We start from the raw sequence: 20,529 nt of genomic DNA on the forward strand, positions 1-20,529 counted from the left end.
CATTGAACTACTCCTCATTTGTTAGACATATCGAAACAAATGGAGAGGCAGTTTATGATGCCGCGTTCTTTTGCTTTCATGAATCAGTTTTGCCGGAAGCCTCCACACGTCCCTTTCGCTCCCGATGGAACGATGCATGGATCAGACACAGCACGACTGCAGCCGACGAGACTACTGTCGCCAGCGTAAGCGCAGGAACAATCCCGCCCGCGTCGTACATCTGCCCGAAAAAAAGCGGTCCAAGCAAGCGGCCTCCTGATGTAATGGCCCCTACGGCTCCGAGATAAAACGGGGCCGATTCCCCGGTTTTCTCGCTGATAAAAGTCGGGACAGTAGGAGCGATCAGCATTTCTCCAAAGGTCGTAATAATCATACCGATGATAAAAGCCGCATAATTGTCATGAAAGAACAGCATAAACCCGAATCCCCCGCCGTAAGCGATGGCACTGGCGACAAGCTGGGAGGACAGATTTTGCTTTACCAGCCTTTTCAACCAGGAGGTGACGGGCTGTCCGGCAAATATGACGATGCCGTTGATCGTCCACAGCCAGCTGTAGGCAGCCAGCGGCATGCCTGACGAGGTGAGGTGGGGAGCGACGCCCGTGTTCCAAACGGTCGTGGAGAAGAAAATGAAGGTAGAACCAAGCGCCATAAACAGGTATATTTGATAACGCAGAAGCAGCCGCATCGAGCCTTGGCTCCGTTTTTCCGTTTTTTCGCTCATCGAGCCGACCAGTTCATCGTGAGACATGTTCCGCATGAAGAAAAAGAAAAAGCCGGCAAAAAGAAACGTGCTCACACTGTTGAACAAAAACGTAAAGTGAAAGGAAATGGCCGCAATCACGCCAGCCAGCGCGGTACCTACGGCCATGCCGAGGTTGTTGCCCACATACACGATGTTGAACAGTTCACGCCGCTGCTCCTTCCAGCGAAAGCCGATAAACGCCTGGATAGCGGGATTCGACACGTTAAACAAAAAGCCAAGACCGATCATAAATCCGATGTATAGATACCAGTTGCCCAAAAGCAGGATTCCGAGCATACAGCAAGCCTGCAGCAGGAGTGAGCCTACGATCAGCCGCTTGGCTCCGACCCGATGAAACAAGGATCCTCCGGTAAATTGACCGACGATGCCTGCCAGCGATTGCAGCATGAGCACAAAACCGGCCTCGGTCATGGAGCGGTGCAGCTGGGTATGGACATATAAGGTCGTCAAGGGCCACATAAAGGCACTGCCGGAAGAGTTGAGAAAGCTGGCGGCAAGAAACAGCCAGGCTTCCCGGGGATAGCGGTGGAGCCATGCCCTTGGTGAAATCATGCTGGGCCTCCCCCTTTGCGGTACGTTTTGGAAGTAGTATAGCTGAATTATTAAATATTGTAAATCAAAAAGTTTATAAAGTAGCTGCCATCAGGCAAATAAAGGCTGCCCCATCTCGACGTGATTCGAGTATACTAGACAAAGTGGGAGTTGACCGCATTCAGACAGAAACAAAGGTGGAGTTATGCTTGATTCGTACATTAAAACGACTGTTGTTTATGCTTCTCCTCGTCGTCATTGTGGCAGGAGGTTATTACGGATACGCATTTTATCAGTTTGCTGAAGACATACAAGCGCCCAACGTCATCGAACATCGGCAGGAGCCGGGGGAGACGACCAAGGCAGCGGAGATGCCTGTATGGGATGGAAAGGACCGGGTCAATATTCTCCTCATGGGGGTAGACCGGCGCGGCATGAAGAACAATGGGCTTCCCCGTTCAGACTCCATGATGCTTGTGAGCGTTGACCCGGTGACCAAAAGATACGATTTGTTTTCCATTTTGCGCGATACGTATGTAGAGATACCCGGTCACGGCAGTTCACGCATCAATGCTGCTATCGTAGAGGGCGGACCGGAATTGGCGATGGAAACGGTCAGCCAACTGACGGGTCTTTCCGTTGACAGATATGTCATTACTGATTTTGAAGGCTTCAGGCACCTGATCGATGCTGTCGGCGGTGTGGAGATCGATGTGGAAAAAAACATGCGCTACCGCGACCCGACAGACAAAGGCATGTATGACATCGATCTGAAAAAAGGACTGCAACGGCTTGATGGAACCAAAGCGCTGCAATACGTTCGTTTCCGCCATGACGCTACTTCCGACTACACCCGGACAGAGCGGCAGCGCAAGCTGATGGCTGCTCTTGCCAGCCAGATGAAAAACGGAACGACCCTGATTCAGCTTCCTTCCATTTTAAAACAGATCACTCCATACGTGCAGACGAACATCAGCTCTATGGATATGTTGAAGCTGGCCGGATTGGGGCTTTCGCTGGACACGCAGCAGCCGGGGCAGTATCAGCTGCCGCCGATGGGAACTTTCCGTGAATCTCATCGGGCCGGCTCGGTATTGATTCCCGACGTGGACAAGGTGCAAGCGTTTATTCAGGAAGCGCTGCAGCCTCCGCTCAAAGAAGAAAAAGAGACGTCTTCCATTCCGCAGCAAACAAGCAGCGACACGCAAAGATAAGCGTGTCGTTTTTTTTTGCCATCAATCGGAGAGATTGGGGAAAACTAGCCGTATCCCATGTGTTAGGAGGGGAAGTGGTGGCTTCCGATGTCATCCGTGACTGGTTTTCCCATACAGCAGACCTGATTGTCGAGCATGTTGACGAACAAGAAGGCCGTGTACGGATTTATTTTCTGTCCAGCATGGCTGACAACAAGGTTGTCTACACAAAGGTTTTGCCGGAGCTGAGGCAGCTCGATCTCCAGAACGCAACGATCAGCGAGGTGGAAAATCGGCTCGGTGTCCCGGCCTCTCAGCGGATAATCCCGGCAGGAGCAGGTCATCAACCAGTTGCTCAAGGGTGCCATTTACATTCATGTAAGCGGAGCTCCCTATGGATTGGCGATACCTGCCAGCGGGGTGGCAACACGCAATTTGCAAAGGCCGGAAATCGAGACCAACGTACTTGGCCCGCAAGTAGCGTTCGTTGAAGATCTTGATATGAATCTGTCGATCATTCGCAAATACCTTGCCTCCCCTCAGCTATTTCACGAGCAGCTATGGGTTGGGAAAAGCGTGCCGCAGGAAGTCGCCATCCTGTACATGGAGGGAACGGCGAATCCGGAGCATGTTCAAACCATCCGTCAACGGATACAAGATTTGGAGGTGGATGGACTTGTTGAAGTCAACATTTTGGCTCAGTACATAGCGGACAATGAAATTACCGTTTTTCCCACATTGCTGCAAACGGAGCGGCCGGATCGCGTCTCAAGCGCTTTGCGGAAGGGTCAGGTGGCCATATTGATGCAGGGAAGTCCGTTTGTGCTGCTTGGGCCAACTGCGTTAATCCACTTTTTTGAGTCGCCGGATGACTATTACTTCCGTTGGAGCATTGCCACGTTTAACCGGGTTCTCCGTGTCTCCGCGATGATCGCTTCCCTGCTATTTACACCGCTTTACGTGGCGGCACTCACTTTTCACTACGAAATGATTCCGGCTGATCTCCTTTTGTCACTCGCACAGTCCCGGGCCAGAGTCCCATTTCCGCCTCTGTTTGAAGCTTTGATGATGGAGATTATTATTGAACTCTTGAGAGAAGCAGGGGCAAGGCTTCCTACCAAAGTAGGACAGACGATTGGCATCGTTGGCGGTATCGTGATTGGGCAAGCATCCGTGCAGGCGGGCTTTACCAGCAACATCTTGATTATCATTGTTGCGCTCGGAGCCTTGTCATCCTTTATCGCTCCCAGCTACGTGATCGGCTCTACGATCCGCGTGATTCGCTTTCCCATCATTTTGATGGCGGGGCTGCTTGGTCTGATCGGAATCATGATGGCGGTCAGCTTCCTCATCAGCCATCTCTTGCGGCTGACGAGCTTGGGAAGACCGTACCTCTCCCCGCTTTATCCGGTTCGCCTCATCGACTGGAAAAACAGCTTCATCCGGGCTCCCTTTGCGTTCCTTGCCAAACGTCTCGAGTTTTTTCAAAACGGCAAGCCTTATCGCTACAACAAGCAACGAGCACGCCAAATCCATAATTTTGATGAAGATGAGTAGGGAGGAGCCATGAAGATCAATGTTCAGCCCAAACCAACGACGACCATAGCTCCTTACATGACCGGCTTCGTTGTCATGTCGACGCAAATAGGGGTAGGAATATTAGGCTATCAGCGGGTGGTCGCAGCCGAATCCGGCCATGACGCATGGATTTCCGTAGCCATCGCGGGACTGCTGTCGCATCTTACGATTTGGATCATATGCCGGACACTGAGGCACTACCCGTCCGCAGATTTATTCGGGATACATCGGGATGTGTACGGGAAAATCATCGGCAACCTATTCAGCCTTCTGTACATCCTCTACTTCATCGCAATGGCGATGGTCATCCTGCGGGGGTACATAGAAGTCGTACAATCATGGATTTTTCCAGGGATTCCGATCTGGATACTTGGCTCGATATTGTTATTTCTTGCGATGTACACTGTCCTCGGTGGTATTCGGGTGATTACCGGCTACGCGATCATTTCGGTGTTTATCACGATCTGGCTTTTTTTTGATCTCTACTTCACGTTGGAATACGCCCGCTGGCACTATCTTTTGCCGGTTATGGAGGCAGATTTCAAGCAGCTTCTAAAGGGGGCACTGATCATGGCCTTTACCTCCGTCGGGTATGAAGTGTTGTATTCGATTTACCCCTACGTCGGAGATAAAACGCGTTTGCATCGGCATGCCCAGTGGGGAGCGTTCATTACCAATTTCATCTACGTCGTCCTGATGATCATCTCGCTCATATTCTTCAGCGAAGGCCAGCTCATACGAACGATATGGCCAACGCTGCAGATCAAGACCGTCGTGTATTTCCCGTTTCTGGAGCGGTTCGAGTACCTTGCCATCTCCCTGTGGATGCTGATCATCCTGCCCAACGTCATGCTGTATATGTGGTCCGCCTCCAGGGGGTGCAAAAGAATGTTTGGCTGGAACCAGAAGCGGGTTTTGTACATCATCGGCGCGGTCATCTTTATTGCGATGCAATTTTTTGTCTCGAGACATGCAGCCAATTACATCATCGATCGCATGTCGTACGTTAGCTTGTACATGGCTGTGATTTACCCTTATGTCCTATTGTTGGGAGTTCTGATCAAACGGCGGTGGAACAGGAGGGAGGATTCATCGTGCCGAGATCCGGAAATAAGCGGCTCCTGAGAGCGGGAGCCGTGCTCCTTCTATGTTCTGTTCTGCTCAGCGGCTGTATCAGGACGCAAATTTTTGATGAGCTTGGAATGATTACGGTGGCGGGATATGACCTGTTAAAGGACGGGAACATACGCGGAACGGTGGTGATGCCCTCCATCAATCCCGAGGCTGAAGAAAAAGTGCAGGTGATGTCCGGCATCAGTCTGACGAGCAAGGGCATTCGCGACAAGGCCAACCTGCAGTCAGACAAAGAAGTGCTGGGCGGGCAGCTTCGGGTCGCGATGTACAGCGAGGAGCTGGCCAGAAAAGGGATAGGCAGCATTGTGGACACTCTGTACCGCGACCCCTCGATTGGAAGCCGGGTTTATTTAAGTGTCATTGAGGGCCAAACCTACGATTTGCTGACGTACAAATTCAAAGAGGAAGGCAATATTGGCATTTACCTCTACCAATTGATCCGGCACAACGTAGAGGATGACAAAATTCCGTCTCCTACTCTCCATGAGTTTTACCGCTCCTACTTCAGCGAGGGAATCGACCCTTACGTCCCTTTTCTTGAGAGGAAAGGGGATGAGGTGAGGATCAAAGGCGTGGCTCTGTTTCACAAGGACAAATATGTCGGCTGGATTCCTCCAAAGGAAGCCTTTCACATCAAGCTAGTTCATGATGCTTATCGAGCGGGAACGTACGAAACGTCGGTAGATCCGGAGAGGATGGGGGTAAAGCCGAAAAAGAAGAACACAACCGGCCCTGACATCCAAATGGTATTTGATACGCTGAGCAGCAAGGCCCACGTCGATATTGTCAGTACGAATCCACTGACCTACAAGGTCGATGTGAAAGTACGGACACGCATTCTGGAAATGTCAATACCGTTAAAAATAGAACAACCGGAGGTACTCAGAAAAATGGAGCAGGCCTTGTCTGAAAACATGAAGCAGGATTTGGCCAAGGTCGTCGCCAAAATGCAAAAATGGGAGGTAGACCCCTTTGGGTTCGGGGAATTATACCGGGCAAAATTCCGCGGGGCGCGGAAGCTGTCTCACGATCAGTGGCATGAGATGTACAGGAAGTCCCGCTTCGATTACAACATCGATGTAGAAATTGTCCGCAACGGCGTGTTGGATTAATTGCCCATTGACTTTCTATTTTGGTATAGCATATAATCCGTTTTGTATCATAAAAAGAAATAAAGTTCTTCAAACTAAATATACGTAGAATTCTTCTTATCCAGAGCGGCGGAGGGACAGGCCCTATGAAGCCCGGCAACCGGCTCATCGATTCTGATGGGTGGCGCGGTGCCAATTCCTACAAGATTGTAGAATCTTGACAGATGAGAAGGGTGAATGCGATCGTATAATGCGGTGCAGCCCCTTTTTCGCCTGATGAAAAAGGGGCTGTTGATTGTAATGGGAGGTGAACCGGATGATTCGGTTGCAGAATCTGAAAAAAGACTACATTGTAAAAGGCCATAAAACACCTGCGCTGCGCGGAATTGACCTCTCGATCGAGAAGGGGGAAATTTTCGGCATCATCGGACATTCCGGTGCCGGCAAAAGTACGCTGATTCGCTGCATCAACCTGTTGGAACGTCCGACAGCAGGCAGCGTCATTGTAGACGGGGTTGATCTGACCAAGCTGGATGAAGGCAAGCTCCAGGAACAGCGGCGGCATATCGGAATGATTTTTCAACACTTCAACCTGCTCTCGTCGGCTACAGTCGGGGAGAACGTCGCGTTTCCGCTCAAGCTGGCCAAGCGGCCCAAGGCGGAGATCGACAAAAAGGTGAAGGAAATGCTGGCGTTGGTAGGGCTGGAACAGCACCGCGACAAGTATCCAGCACAATTGTCAGGCGGACAAAAGCAGCGTGTCGGCATTGCCCGGGCGCTGGCGAGCGACCCCAAGGTGCTGCTGTGCGACGAAGCGACATCCGCTTTGGACCCGCAGACGACCAACTCCATTCTGGCGCTTCTTTTGGACATCAACCGGAAGCTGGGCTTGACGATCGTCCTCATTACGCACGAAATGCACGTCATCCGCTCCATTTGCGACCGGGTCGGTGTCATTGACGGAGGGCACATCGTAGAAATGGGCAATGTTCTGGATGTGTTCTTGAAGCCGCAGCATCCGACGACACAGGAGTTCGTGGAGCAAGTAGCAGACTCCAGCGAGCTGCGGGCTGCCGTTGCTCATGAAAAGGCGTCAGGCGAACGGACGATCCTGCGGGTCACGTTCCTCGGAGAACAAACCTACCAGCCGATTCTGTTCCAAACGATGCAGGAAACAGGTACGGTGTTCAGTATCCTGCAAGGAACCATTTCGCGTATGAAAGACACCCCATATGGCCAGCTCGTGATCGAGTTGGGCGGGGATGCGCAGCAGAACAGGAAAGCTGTCGATACGCTTCGTCAGCGCGGCCTGGAAGTGGAGGTGATTTAAAATGGGATTCACGCTTAAAAATATAGACTGGGCGGAAATTTGGAAGGGAACGCAGGATACGTTGACGATGCTTGGCTTTTCCACCTTGTTTACCGTCGTTATCGGGCTGCCGCTGGGCATTTTGCTGTTTCTCACATCCAGAGGCCAGCTTTTGGAGAATCGCGCGTTTTATTCGATCTCATCCTTTGTCGTAAACGTTTTGCGTTCGGTGCCATTCATCATCCTGATGATCCTGCTGATTCCTGTTACCAAAATGCTCGTCGGCACCTCACTCGGGGTAAAGGGCTCGATTCCTCCGTTGGTGATCGGGGCGGCTCCCTTTTTCGCCAGACTGGTGGAGACCTCCCTGCGCGAGGTTGATCGCGGCGTGATTGAAGCGGCGCAATCGATGGGTGCTTCCAACTGGCAAATTATCCGCAGCGTGCTCTTGCCGGAATCCCGTTCGGGGCTGATCGCCGGGATTACGATTACCACGGTGTCGCTCGTGTCCTACACGGCGATGTCCGGGGTCATCGGCGGCGGAGGCTTGGGAGACCTGGCGATCCGCTACGGGTATCAGCGCTTCCAGACAGACGTCATGGTCGTGACGGTATGTATTTTGCTTGTGTTGGTTCAGATCCTGCAGATGGTGGGCGACAGGCTCGTCATCAAGTTCAGCCGGAAGTAGGATCTTGTCCATAGAGAATGTTCAAAATAGAAAGGGGAAATCATCTGTGAAGAAATTGGTCGTATCTGTACTGTCCACTGTACTGGCACTGTCTCTGGCTGCTTGCGGCAGCCAAAATGAATCGGCTCCCGCGCCGTCTGCCGGCGGTTCCCAAGGCGAGCAGAAAGAAGTAACGCTGAAAGTGGGCGCAACGCCGGTCCCGCAGGCTGAGATTTTGAAGTTCGTCGCGCCGAAGCTGAAAGAGCAGGGCGTAATTCTGGAAGTCAAAGAATTTACCGACTACGTTCAACCTAACGTGCAAGTAAATGAAAAGCAGCTGGACGCCAATTTCTTCCAGCACAAGCCGTACCTCGATGATTTCAACAAAGGACAAAACATGAACCTGGTAGAAGTAGTACCTGTTCATATCGAGCCGTTTGGCGCATATTCCAAAAAAGTAAAAAGCGTGGATGAACTCGCTGACGGTGCAACCGTTGCTCTGCCAAACGATGCAACGAACAACGGCCGCGCACTTGCTCTGCTCGAAAAGCAAGGCCTGATCAAGCTGAAAGACGGCGCAGGCATCAGCGGTACTGTAAAAGACATCGTAGAAAACAAGAAAAACCTGCAGTTCAAAGAGGTAGAAGCTGCGATGCTGCCACGCGTCCTGGATGAAGTAGACCTGGCTCTGATCAACACCAACTATGCGCTGGAAGCGAAGCTGGTACCGACCAAAGACGCCCTGTTCATCGAAGACAAGGATTCTCCATATGCAAACTACCTGGTAGCTCGTCCGGACAACAAGGATTCCGAAGCGATCCAGAAGCTGGCGAAAGAGCTGAATACGCCAGAAGTGAAAAAGTTCATCGAAGATACGTATAAAGGAGCAATTGTGCCTGCATTCTAATGCCAGGCTTCAAGCTCTACGATAGGCTTCTTGCTCAAGATATCGAGAGGGTGCCCCACAGTCATTTAGACGTGGGGCACCTTCCTTTTTTAGGAGAAAACAAGCGGAAAATACGGAACGTGAACACCGTACCTGCTCATCCCCCTGGCTCTCCTCCTGTCCGAACCAGGATTGACGGAGAGGATCGTTCAGTACTATCATAACCACAGCCTTGTCTTCAGGCAGGACGATGCAAGCATGGACATACAAAGAAGCGGAAGGAGACAACGCAATGTCCGAGGATCTCGAATATGCAAAAGCGCCCCACGGCAGTAGTCGCCTCAGTCTGCAAGCTGACTGCGAGAACTGCTTCGGCTTGTGCTGTGTCGCGCTGCCCTTCGCTGCTTCGGCAGATTTTGCGATTGACAAACATGCCGGACAGCCCTGTCAAAACCTGCAGGCGGACTTCCGCTGCGGCGTTCACAACAGCCTCAGACAGATGGGCTTTCGAGGCTGCACGGTTTATGACTGCTTTGGCGCGGGACAAAAGGTCTCCCAGGTCACTTACGGAGGACTCGACTGGCGCAAGTCCCCTAAGTCCGCGAAGGAAATGTTTGAAGTGTTTCCGATCATGTGGCAGCTCCATGAGCTGCTCTGGTATTTGTCCGAGGCGCTGACGCTTCGGCCAGCCCGTCCCATCCGGGATGAGCTGAGCCAGGCTCTCGACAAGACAGAGCGCCTCACGAACCTCGATCCAGACTCGATCTTGAAGCTGGACGTGGCAGCACACCGTGCCGATGTCAACAAGCTGCTCTTGCGGACCAGCGAACTTGTGCGAGCCGATTTTTTGCGCTCGCAGAGGGGATCCGCAGGCAAGCGCAAGACGTACAGCCGGGGAGCCGATCTGATCGGAGCCAAACTGAGAGGAGCCGATCTGAGAGCCGCCAATTTGAGAGGAGCCTACCTGATTGCCGCCGATCTCAGAGGAGCTGACCTGAGAGGAGCCGATCTGATCGGGGCTGACTTTCGGGACGCTGACATCAGGGGAGCCGATCTGACGGAAAGCATCTTTCTGACGCAGCCTCAGATCAATGCGGCAAAGGGTGATGCCAGTACAAAGCTGCCGCCGTCCCTTTCCCATCCGATGCACTGGTCCTCACCTGAGGCGTGAAGCGGGAGGGCGACGTTCATTTAAGTGCTGTGGCAAAGGTTCGCAATGCGAAGTATATGAACCCGTTTTATTCCGTGCAAACAAGAATACCGGGAATCTGGCATACAGAATTACCGGTATTTTTTCTTTTTCATATCTATCTTTATATTTTTTTACTAATAGATAAAATATTCGTAAAATTTAATTAAATCTAAACAAAACCCATTCCCAACACGGTATTTTGCAGGTATATTTTGGTTGCATTGCCATTGATAGACAAGGGGGAATTTTCAGATGAAGAAGCAAATCTCAGTACTGGCACTGGGGTTGTCGCTTGTAGTCGGCGCGGCTCTCGCCGGGTGTTCGGCAGGCGGCGGCCAGTCAGCATCCGGGAACAAGTCGGCCCCGAATGCTTCCCAGGAACCGGCACCGGCGGCCAAATCAGGACCGCAAGTGTTTCGGGCCAATTTGACCAGCGAGCCGTCCACAGCGGACCCGGGCCTGGCCAAGGATGCAACCTCCGGGGCGATCGTTCGCGCCACCTTTGACGGCTTGACCCGCCTGGACAAAGACTCCAAGCCGATGAATTCGATCGCAGAGGATGTAAAAATATCCGATGACAGGCTGACGTATACGTTTACCCTGCGAGATGCGAAATGGAGCAATGGCGACCCTGTCACCGCACACGACTTCGAATTCGCCTGGAAGCGCGTGCTCGACCCTAAGCTGGCAGCGGAGTATGCCTACCAGCTCTACTACATCAAAAATGCGGAAAAGGTGCACGCCAACAAACTTGGTCCTGAGGAATTGGGCGTAAAAGCCTTGGACGACAAAACGCTGCAGGTCACATTGGAGAATCCGACTCCGTACTTCCTGGAGCTGACCGCTTTTTATACCTACTATCCGGTCAATAAAAAGGTCGTGGAAGCCAATCCGAAGTGGGCCATGGAAGCGGCGACGCATGTGGGGAACGGACCGTTCAAAATGACCGCTTGGGAGCACAAGGACAAAATTGTGCTGGAGAAAAACGAAAACTACTGGGAGAAGGACGTCGTCAAGCTGGATAAAATCGAGTTCTTCATGATCGAAGACGACAATACGGCGCTCTCCATGTTCGAAAATGATGAACTGGATTGGGCGGGTCAGCCGTTCAACGGACTGCCGACGGACGCCATTCCGGCACTGAAGGAATCGGGCCAACTGGTCGTCCATCCGAAAGCGACCATGTACTGGTACAAGATCAACACCACGAAACCTCCGCTTAACAACGTGAAGATCCGCAAAGCCTTGGCGCTCGCAGTGAATCGGCAGGCCATCGTGGACAACGTGACACAGGTTGGCCAGGTCCCGACGATGGGTCTGTTGCCGCAATCGATGATTCTGAAGCCGGATGGCTATTTCAAAGACAATGATGTTGAAACCGCGAAGAAACTGCTGGAAGAAGGCATGAAGGAGCTGGGCGTGACAAAGCTCCCGCCGATCACCCTTTCCTACAACACGTCTGACCGCCATAAAAAAATCGCCGAGGCCGTTCAGGATCAGTGGAAACAGGCGCTGGGCATCGATGTGAAGCTGTTGAACAAGGAATTCAAGGTCTATCTGCAAGACCTGCACGAGCTCAATTACGACATTGGCCGCCTCGGCTGGAATGCCGACTTCAACGATCCGATCAACTACCTGGAGATGTTCCGCGAAAAGGATACCGGAAACAACGATACAGGCTGGGAAAATAGCCGCTACAAGGAGCTGTTGATCCAATCTTCTTCAGCGAAGGACGCCGAGACCCGCAAGCAAATGTTTGCGGAAGCGGAGCAAATCTTTATGGATGAAATGCCGATCATTCCGCTGTTCACTGACGTAGACGTCTGGGTGCAAAAAGAAAAGGTGAAGGGCGTGCAGGTGGACGGTCTCGGATTTGTCGACCTGAAATGGGCGGAGATTAGCGAATAAAGAAAAAGGGCCTTACTGCCAGATCAGCGTCCCGGTCAGAAAACTAAGAATGGCAGTCCAGAACAGGGAAAGCGGGTTCCAGACTGCCATTCTGCCCACCTTCTGCCCACCTTCTGCCCAGCATTCCGCCCACCATTCTGTCTGCCATTCTGCTGCCATTTTGTCCGCCCATCACAGACTTTCCAGATATGATCTCACCCTATTGATGCCTGGCATCCTCCTCGGCTTCCCCGTACCGGCGGCTTTCGTCCTTCGGGATTTGCTCAATCTTCAAGCCGAAAATTTGCGGAGGGTCAATGTGGTTGGCTTGCATATAGGCAGAGAGTTGACCCCGGTGATGAATCTCGTGTTCTGTCATGGCCATGATCATTCTCCATGCACTGACTTCGTAGCCGAGGACATTTTTCACTTTTCCCTTCAGCATCTCTGGCTCCAACTGGCGAAGACCGGCAAGTACAGTAGCATGACACTGCTCCAAATAGTGAATTGCTTCCGCTAACGTTTTGCCTTTCTCAGGCCCATGCCCATCGTACTTCCATTCATTTTGCGTGATTGCATGGAAAAACATGAGCTCGGCTGAGCCCAGATGCCGAATGATATCGCCGATCGAAAACTTGCCCTCGTCGGGACGCCAGTCGATTACCCCTTCAGGCAACTGTCCCAGATACTTCAAAGTTCGCTTCCGAACGCCTTCAAAATGGGAGATCAGTTCTTCTTTCTCCAGCATGTAATTCATCCTCCAAACGGCAGAGTAACATCCTTTGCACTTCCATTTTATATAAAATATTCTAAAAATTCATTAAATAAACGCGATACCGGTCTCGAATTTACTATCGCTTGCGTATCGTTTAAGCAAAAGATAACGATTAGGGGGAAGTCCATCATGAAAAAAAGGATAGGCGCTCTTGTGGCCGGCATGGCCCTCGTTTTGACGACAGTGCTCGCAGGCTGTACTGGCGGAGGGGGACAATCCGCTGACACCGGGCAGCCGCAGCCATCTGCAGGTCAGACCAACCAGAATACACCTGCTCCATCAACTGAACCTAGCGTTTTTCGTGCGAACCTGCACAGCGAACCGTCGACAGCCGATCCGGGGCTGGCAAAGGATACGACATCGGGTACCGTGGTACGGGCGACATTTGACGGGTTGACTCGTCTGGATCAAAATGCCAAGCCGATGAACTCCATGGCCGAAGAGGTGAAAATCTCGGAGGATGGCCTGACGTACACCTTTACGCTGCGCGATGCCCTCTGGAGCAACGGCGATCCAGTCAAGGCAAGCGACTTTGCTTTCGCCTGGAAGCGGGCGCTCGATCCGAAGCTGGCTTCCGAGTACGCCTATCAGCTCTACTACATCAAAAATGCGCAAAAGATAAATGCAGGGCAGGCTTCGCCGGATGAGCTGGGCGCAAAAGCTTTGGACGACAAGACACTGCAGGTCACGCTGGAAAATCCGACTCCTTTTTTTCTGGAGCTGACAGCCTTTTACACCTATTATCCAGTCAATCAAAAGGTGGTGGAGGCAAATCCGGATTGGGCGCTGGAAGCAGCCACGCACGTTGGAAACGGCCCTTTTAAAATGACAGCCTGGGAGCACAAGAGCAAAATGGTGCTCGAAAAGAACGAAAACTACTGGGACAAAGAAGCGGTGAAGCTGGACCGCATCGAATTTGCCATGATCGAGGATGACAACACGGAGCTGGCAATGTTTGAAAAGGGCGAGCTTGACTGGGCAGGGCAGCCACTCGGCGGACTCCCGACCGATGCGATTCCCTCGTTGAAAGAATCGGGCAAACTGGTCATCCATCCGCAGGCATCGATGTACTGGTACAAACTGAATACGACCAAGCCGCCGCTCAATAACGCCAAAATCCGCAAAGCGCTCGCCTATGCGATCAATCGGCAGGATATCGTGGATAACGTCACCCAGGTAGGACAGGTGCCGACGATGGGAATACTGCCACAGACCATGATCTTGAAGCCGGATGGGTACTTCAAGGACAATGATGTAGAAACGGCCAAAAAGCTGTTGGCAGAAGGACTGCAAGAACTGGGGCTAAGCAAGCTTCCTGTTCTGACACTTTCCTACAATACGACCGATCGTCACAAGAAAATCGCCGAGGCCCTTCAGGATCAATGGAAGAAAGGGCTGGGGATCGAGGTCAGGCTGCAAAACAAGGAGTTTAAGGTCCACCAGCAGGACTTGCACGAGCTCAATTTTGAAATCGGGCGAATTGGCTGGAGCGCCGACTTCAATGACCCGATCAACTACATGGAAATGTATCGCGACAAAGACGGCGGGAACAACGACACCGGGTGGGAGAATGCCAGATACAAACAGCTGATCAAGCAGGCTGCAGCGGAGCTGGACCCGGAGAAGCGGAAGCAAATGTTTGCTGAGGCTGAACAAATTATTATGGATGAGATGCCGGTCATACCGATGTTCACGGATGTGGATGTCTGGGTGCAAAACGACAAGGTAAAAGGCGTCCAGGTTGATCCGCTTGGTTTTATCGACCTGAAATGGGCTGAAATCGTGAAGTGAAATGTCAGAACCGTTCCAAAAATGGGACGGTTTTTATTTTCTTTTACGTAAATAAATGTTTAAATAAAGTAAAATTAAACTTAGTTAAAATCGCTTCAATATTACTAAAAGTACGGTATATTAAATGAGGTGAGTTATAGGTTATAAGGGGGTAACAAATCGTATGAAGAAAAGTGTATTTGCAGCAATGAGTTCTATTCTCGTACTGAGTGCGGCGCTGGCCGGTTGCGGCGGCGGCGACAAGGCAGCTGACAATGCCCAAGGAAATACAACAACGAAAGAAGAGAGCACAGGTCCAAAGGTTCTGCGCTTGAACCTCCACTCTGAGCCGCCTACAGCAGATCCTGCATTGGCTGAAGATTCTACCTCTGGTGCACTGCTGCGCGCTACCTTCGACGGTCTGACCCGTATCGGCGAAGACGGAAAGCCGCATGAATCCGTAGCAGAAAAAATCGACATTTCCGAAGATGGACTTACCTATACATTCCACCTGCGCGACTCCAAGTGGAGCAATGGCGACCCGGTTACCGCGCACGACTTCGAATACGCTTGGAAGCACGCGCTGGAGCCTTCCGTAGCAGCCAACTACGCCTACCAACTGTACTACATCAAAAATGCTCAAGCATTTAACACCAATAAAGCAAAAGCGGAAGATGTCGGCGTAAAAGCGCTCGATGACAAAACGCTGGAAGTGAAGCTGGAGAACCCGACTCCGTTCTTCCTGGAGCTGACCGCTTTCTACACATACTACCCGGTTAACAAGAAAGTAGCCGAGGCAGATCCGAAATGGGCGACCGAAGCGAAGACTCACGTGGGCAACGGTCCGTTCAAAATGGAAACGTGGGAGCACAAGAGCAAGCTGGTTCTCGTGAAAAACGAAAACTACTGGGATAAAGATGCAGTAAAGCTGGACAAGATCGACTTCTCCATGGTTGAGGACGAAAATACCGAGCTGTCCATGTTTGACAACGGCGATCTCGACTGGGCCGGCGCACCGCTGAGCGCGCTTCCGACAGACGCGATCCCTGCGCTGAAAGAATCCGGCAAGATGCAAGTGCATGCCATCGCCGGTACCTATTTGTACAAATTCAATACGGAGCAAGCGCCATTTAACAATGCAAAAATCCGTAAAGCGTTTGCCTATGCGATCGATCGTCAATCCATCGTTGACAACGTGACTCAGGCAAACCAACAACCGGCTATGGGTCTCGTGCCGCCGACAATGGCTGTAGCGTCTGAGCCTTACTTCAAGGACAACGACATCGAAACTGCGAAAAAGCTGCTGGAAGAAGGCATGAAAGAAGAAGGCCTGACCAAGCTGCCGACTATCACGCTCTCTTACAACACCTCCGAAGGTCACAAAAAGATCGCGGAAGCTGTTCAAGACCAGTGGAAAAAAGCGTTTGGCATCGATGTCAAACTGGAAAACAAAGAGTGGAAAGTATACCTGGACGACCTGCACCAAGGAAAGTTCATGATCGGACGTTCCAGCTGGAGCGGAGACTTCAACGACCCGATCAACTTCCTGGAGCTGTTCAAGTTCAAAAACGGCGGAAACAACGATACGAAATGGGAAAATCCGAAGTTCCAAGAGCTGCTGAACCAATCCGCACTGGAGAAGGACGAAGCGAAACGCAAGCAAATCCTTGCAGATGCCGAGAAAATCTTCATGGACGAAATGCCGGCAGCACCGATTTACTACTACACACACTCCTACGTGAAAAACGACAAGGTAAAAGGTGTCGTACTCGACGGTCTCGGCTTTGTCGACTACAAGTGGGCAACAATCGAATAATCGCTCCGACTGGATCTGTCTGGTCTGAGATCAAAAAAGAAGGGCCGAGCGTCCTTCTTTTTTATTGTCCAAAGCGGCAATTTGTCGTTTTAGGAGGATAGTCTCGGGAAAGCATTGAAAAAATGTCGAAAAAATCCACCCTTTGACTCACCGCCAAATACAGCAAGTAGTGTTATGATCTGGGTAGATTTGGCAAGATATAGGGGGAGAAAGTAATCGTGAAGAAAAAGTCGAAATTGGGATTTTTGTCAGGATTTCTGTTGGGGTCCATCTTCTTTTCCAGCCTGACCTATGCAGCTACGCAATCTATTCCGGTCGATTTCAAGCCGATCAAGTTCATGGTAGACGGCAAGCTGCGTGAGACCAACGACGCGTTTTTATATAAGGGAGTACCTTATGCGCCGGTCGCATTTGTAGGTACAGCCGCAGGCAAAAATGTCTCATGGGATGCAAATGCAAGTACGGTGACGATCGGCGGCCCCGCGGCATCAGTCGGAAGCGAGACGAGATTGTCCTCACTGAAGTATTCCATGCCGTATGGACTGATTAACACAAAATCCTATGTCGACAACTGGGATAAGGGCTCTTTTTCAGCAGGGGGAACGGTTTACGATCACGGATTGGGTTATACGAATGTCGATAAGATCGCAAATGACAAGCTGCCCAACACGACCAGACAAGTGTTTAAAATCGAGCTGAATGGAAAATACAAAGCGCTGTCCGGTGTTGTAGCAGCAGATGACAATTCGCCGAATAAAACGGATTTGATCATCTGGAGGATCAAGGGAGACGGAAAAGTTCTTTTCGACAGCGAAAGAATGAAGGCTGGACAGAGCCAGTTAATCAATGTAAATGTAGCGGGCGTCAAAACCTTGGAGTTGGAAATTCGCAAGGTAGCCGGCAATGATAAAAAAGAAATTCACGCCTTTATCGGCAACGCGCTGTTAAAGTAGAGGGGTTACGACAACACAGCAATTGCTGCTAAAAAGCAGACTCTTTTGTTGCGTGCAAATCGCAGCGAAAGCGGTCTGCTTTTTTCTGTATCTTAAGCTTTTTCTCAATAGATTTGCCAATTCATTGGCTGTTTTCACGGAAATATTCCCAGCCGATACCGTTGCTGCTTCGGATCGTTCATTTTTGATCAATAAATATTTTTTTATTAATTTATAAATTTCTTTATAAACAAATAAAATTTTATTAAATCAATCTAAAACTTATTTAAAAAGAATATAAAAGGATGTATATTGATTAAAGATTTAGACAAGGGGGACAAGTGGCATGAAAAAGAATATTTTTGTAGCAATGAGTTCCATTCTCGTGCTTGGCGCTGCACTTGCAGGCTGCGGCGGCGGAAATACCGCTCAACCGGCTGACGGACAAAAGCCAGCAGAAAACCCGCAAGCGGCTGCTCCGGAAAAAACCGGTCCGAAAGTTCTGAAATTGAACCTTCATTCCGAACCGCCTACGGCTGACCCTGGCCTCTCTGAGGATACGACTTCCGCAGCGATCATCCGTGCGACCTTTGACGGTCTGACTCGTGTTGGTGCAGACGGACAACCTCATGAATCAGTGGCAGAAAAGATTGAAATATCTGAGGATGGCTTGACCTATACATTTAAACTTCGCGATTCCAAGTGGAGCAATGGCGATCCATTGACCGCAAAGGATTTTGAATACGCGTGGAAACGAGCGCTCGATCCGAAGACTGCTTCCAACTACGCATACCAGCTCTACTATGTGAAAAACGGGGAAGCGTTCAACAAAGGAAAAGTTGGCGCCGATGAAGTAGGCGTAAAAGCGCTCGACGAAAAAACACTGGAAGTAAAGCTGGAGAACCCGACTCCGTTCTTCCTGGAGCTGACGGCATTCCCGACCTACTTCCCGGTTAACCAGAAAGTAGTCGAAGCGGATGCAAAATGGGCTGGAGAAGCAAAAACCCACGTGGGTAACGGTCCGTACAAAATGGAATCCTGGGAGCACAAGAACAAGCTGGTTCTCGTGAAAAACGAAAACTACTGGGATAAAGACAGCGTAAAACTGGACAAAATCGAGTTTGCGATGGTAGAGGACGAGAATACCGAGTTGTCCATGTTTGACAACGGTGAAATTGACTGGGCAGGTTCTCCGACCAGCGCTCTGCCTACCGATGCGATTCCTGCATTGAAAGAGTCTGGCAAAATGAAAACCCAGCCGATCGCGGGTACGTACTGGTACAAGTTCAACACGGAAAAGCCGCCGTTTAACAACGTAAAAATCCGTAAAGCGTTTGCTTACGCGATCGACCGTCAATCACTGATCGATAACATCCTGCAAACCGGTCAGCTTCCGGCGATGGGCGCTCTGCCAATGTCGATGGCTGTCAACAAAGACGGCTACTTCAAAGACAACGATGTAGAGACAGCGAAAAAGCTGCTCGAAGAAGGTCTGAAAGAGCTCGGCATGAGCAAGCTGCCACCGATCACCCTGTCCTACAATACGTCCGAAGGTCACAAGAAGATTGCAGAGGCAATCCAGGACCAATGGAAAAAGAATCTCGGCGTAGATGTCAAACTGGAAAACAAAGAGTGGAAAGTATATATCGAAGACTTGCATCAAGGAAACTACCAGGTAGGCCGCATGGGCTGGCTGGGTGACTTCAACGATCCGATCAACTTCCTGGAGCTGTACAAGGAAAAAGACGGCGGCAACAACGATACTCGTTGGGAAAATGCGCAGTACAAGGAACTGCTGAACAAATCCGCAACCATCCAAAATCACGAGGAACGTTTGAAGGTTCTCGGCGAAGCTGAAAAAATCCTGATGGACGAAATGCCGATCATGCCGATCTACTTCTATACCCAATCCTGGGTACAAAAGGACAACGTCAAAGGCGTAGTTATTTCCGGTCTCGGCGACGTCGACTGGAAATGGGCAGATGTCGAATAAAAGATTTCCAAATAAAAAGAGGGCACAGGCGTGCTCTCTTCTTTTTTTTGCAACCATGGACAAATGACCAAACCCCCAGCCCTCCGCAAACATAGAGTAAAAAGGAGTACCACCACTTTGGGAGGGAAAAGCGCGTGGATATTGGAAAACTGCTCGGCATTGTCAAATCGATTCCAAAAGATAAGCTCAAGACAGACGCAGGTCTGAAGGAGGTCATCCGTGAACTCGGCAAAAAGTCGGGCAAGAAATTTTCCGACCAGGAGCTGAACAGCTACGTGTCCCAGTTCCGGAAAATGGCCAAAACGGAGAACGTCGGCAGCCTGATGAACAAGCTGGCGCAAAAAGGCGTCAATCCCAACGATCTCGGTGCCTTAAAGAAGAAATTCAAGAAATAACGACGGTGCAAAAGGAAGGGGGAGGTGGGTACGATCGCTGCAAAAACAAAGGCAAAGCAAAAACCAAAGAACAGCTTTTCACAAGCGAAAATGGCAGAAGCGATCCATCGAATCGCTGAAGCTCATACGACAAGCAACGAGCAAGTGATGCGCGAGATGCATCAGGTACGCCAGGAAATCCAGGAAATGAAAGCTACGCTGGACCGTTTGAAAGTGAGGCAGCCCTCACAGAGGCGAAGAGGGGGACTGTTTGGCAGGAGGCGTTCCATTCCCATTGAACTGGAACCGCCAAAGTCAAAGCCCGCACTGCCTTTGGAGGACCTGCTGCCGCTCTTGCCCCAATTGGGAAATGTTATTCCCCAGTTGAAGAATCCCAAGGTGGCCGAATCGGTGAAGGTGTTGTCCAACCCGGCTGTAATCGCCATGATTCAACAATTTCTGGCAAACGGCGGTTTAAAAGGCAGGACTGTCACACCCGTAAGTCGCAGGGAAAGAAGAATTTGGGGATAGCGAAAGAGACGTTCGAACTAAGAACGTCTCTTTTTTTTGCAAAAAGCGGCTATTTTTATGTCGGATGTTGCGTGAAATTGTCTGACGATTCAGTCTACACATTT

The 20,529-nt window shown here is 50.8% G+C and carries 19 protein-coding genes and 1 riboswitch; of the genes, 16 read left to right on the forward strand and 3 right to left on the reverse strand.

Going from position 1 to position 20,529, the window contains the following annotated elements:
- Positions 1-76: 76 nt before the first annotated feature.
- Positions 77-1,318 (reverse strand): MFS transporter, encoded by a 1,242-nt coding sequence (locus tag NST96_RS03145; RefSeq protein ID WP_122958054.1) that lies wholly within the window; start codon positions 1,316-1,318, stop codon positions 77-79.
- A gap of 191 nt (positions 1,319-1,509) precedes the next feature.
- On the opposite strand from NST96_RS03145, the gene NST96_RS03150 reads away from it, so the two are divergent.
- The 10 genes from NST96_RS03150 to NST96_RS03195 all read left to right on the forward strand — a co-directional run bounded on the left by NST96_RS03150 (position 1,510) and on the right by NST96_RS03195 (position 12,255).
- Positions 1,510-2,511, forward strand: coding sequence for an LCP family protein (locus NST96_RS03150; RefSeq protein ID WP_051925506.1), 1,002 nt, complete (start codon positions 1,510-1,512; stop codon positions 2,509-2,511).
- A gap of 77 nt (positions 2,512-2,588) precedes the next feature.
- Positions 2,589-2,981 (forward strand): hypothetical protein, encoded by a 393-nt coding sequence (locus tag NST96_RS03155; RefSeq protein ID WP_340701613.1) that lies wholly within the window; start codon positions 2,589-2,591, stop codon positions 2,979-2,981.
- Entirely contained in the window at positions 2,863-4,047 is a 1,185-nt protein-coding gene (locus NST96_RS03160) for a spore germination protein (RefSeq protein WP_340701599.1), read from the forward strand. Before NST96_RS03155 ends, NST96_RS03160 begins: the two co-directional genes overlap by 119 nt.
- A 9-nt stretch (positions 4,048-4,056) precedes the next feature.
- On the forward strand, positions 4,057-5,193 hold the full coding sequence (locus tag NST96_RS03165; RefSeq protein WP_003389824.1) for a GerAB/ArcD/ProY family transporter: 1,137 nt from the start codon (positions 4,057-4,059) through the stop codon (positions 5,191-5,193).
- A complete protein-coding gene (locus NST96_RS03170; protein WP_003389823.1) occupies positions 5,163-6,314 on the forward strand; it encodes a Ger(x)C family spore germination protein in 1,152 nt (383 codons plus the stop codon). Before NST96_RS03165 ends, NST96_RS03170 begins: the two co-directional genes overlap by 31 nt.
- Before the next feature lie 93 nt (positions 6,315-6,407).
- Positions 6,408-6,524: riboswitch (SAM riboswitch) on the forward strand.
- 85 nt (positions 6,525-6,609) lie between these two features.
- Positions 6,610-7,623: a methionine ABC transporter ATP-binding protein gene (locus tag NST96_RS03175; RefSeq protein ID WP_003389822.1), complete on the forward strand. Its 1,014-nt coding sequence runs from the start codon at positions 6,610-6,612 to the stop codon at positions 7,621-7,623.
- Between the two features lies 1 nt (position 7,624).
- The gene (locus NST96_RS03180; RefSeq protein WP_003389821.1) at positions 7,625-8,290 is read left to right on the forward strand and encodes a methionine ABC transporter permease; all 666 of its coding nucleotides are present in this window, start codon (positions 7,625-7,627) and stop codon (positions 8,288-8,290) included.
- A 46-nt stretch (positions 8,291-8,336) separates the two neighbouring features.
- A complete protein-coding gene (locus NST96_RS03185; RefSeq protein ID WP_003389820.1) occupies positions 8,337-9,176 on the forward strand; it encodes a MetQ/NlpA family ABC transporter substrate-binding protein in 840 nt (279 codons plus the stop codon).
- A 271-nt stretch (positions 9,177-9,447) separates the two neighbouring features.
- A complete protein-coding gene (locus NST96_RS03190) occupies positions 9,448-10,326 on the forward strand; it encodes a pentapeptide repeat-containing protein (protein ID WP_003389819.1) in 879 nt (292 codons plus the stop codon).
- Positions 10,327-10,599: 273 nt separating this feature from the next.
- A complete protein-coding gene (locus NST96_RS03195; RefSeq protein ID WP_342405544.1) occupies positions 10,600-12,255 on the forward strand; it encodes a peptide ABC transporter substrate-binding protein in 1,656 nt (551 codons plus the stop codon).
- Between the two features lie 12 nt (positions 12,256-12,267).
- On the opposite strand, the gene NST96_RS03200 is transcribed toward NST96_RS03195, so the two are convergent.
- Positions 12,268-12,414 carry a hypothetical protein gene (locus NST96_RS03200; protein WP_227277992.1) on the reverse strand — a complete coding sequence of 49 codons (147 nt, stop codon included), beginning with the start codon at positions 12,412-12,414 and terminating at the stop codon, positions 12,268-12,270.
- Positions 12,415-12,454: 40 nt separating this feature from the next.
- On the reverse strand, positions 12,455-12,982 hold the full coding sequence (locus NST96_RS03205) for a DinB family protein (RefSeq protein ID WP_024984015.1): 528 nt from the start codon (positions 12,980-12,982) through the stop codon (positions 12,455-12,457).
- Positions 12,983-13,138: 156 nt separating this feature from the next.
- Here NST96_RS03205 and NST96_RS03210 point away from each other — a divergent pair, with 156 nt between their 5' ends.
- From NST96_RS03210 to NST96_RS03235, 6 genes are all read left to right on the forward strand, one after another.
- Positions 13,139-14,800, forward strand: a complete 1,662-nt coding sequence (locus NST96_RS03210) for a peptide ABC transporter substrate-binding protein (protein ID WP_340700951.1) — start codon at positions 13,139-13,141, stop codon at positions 14,798-14,800.
- A 163-nt stretch (positions 14,801-14,963) separates the two neighbouring features.
- Positions 14,964-16,595 carry a peptide ABC transporter substrate-binding protein gene (locus NST96_RS03215; protein ID WP_003389813.1) on the forward strand — a complete coding sequence of 544 codons (1,632 nt, stop codon included), beginning with the start codon at positions 14,964-14,966 and terminating at the stop codon, positions 16,593-16,595.
- Positions 16,596-16,813: 218 nt separating this feature from the next.
- Entirely contained in the window at positions 16,814-17,548 is a 735-nt protein-coding gene (locus NST96_RS03220) for an NPCBM/NEW2 domain-containing protein (RefSeq protein WP_003389812.1), read from the forward strand.
- A 325-nt stretch (positions 17,549-17,873) separates the two neighbouring features.
- Complete coding sequence (locus NST96_RS03225; protein ID WP_003389811.1) at positions 17,874-19,520, forward strand: peptide ABC transporter substrate-binding protein; 1,647 nt, start codon at positions 17,874-17,876, stop codon at positions 19,518-19,520.
- Between the two features lie 134 nt (positions 19,521-19,654).
- The gene (locus tag NST96_RS03230) at positions 19,655-19,915 is read left to right on the forward strand and encodes a hypothetical protein (RefSeq protein ID WP_003389810.1); all 261 of its coding nucleotides are present in this window, start codon (positions 19,655-19,657) and stop codon (positions 19,913-19,915) included.
- Between the two features lie 24 nt (positions 19,916-19,939).
- On the forward strand, positions 19,940-20,425 hold the full coding sequence (locus NST96_RS03235) for a hypothetical protein (protein WP_342405545.1): 486 nt from the start codon (positions 19,940-19,942) through the stop codon (positions 20,423-20,425).
- Positions 20,426-20,529: the final 104 nt, after the last annotated feature.

Origin of the sequence: Brevibacillus sp. FSL K6-2834 (assembly GCF_038592925.1) — a bacterium.
Lineage (GTDB): Bacteria > Bacillota > Bacilli > Brevibacillales > Brevibacillaceae > Brevibacillus > Brevibacillus borstelensis.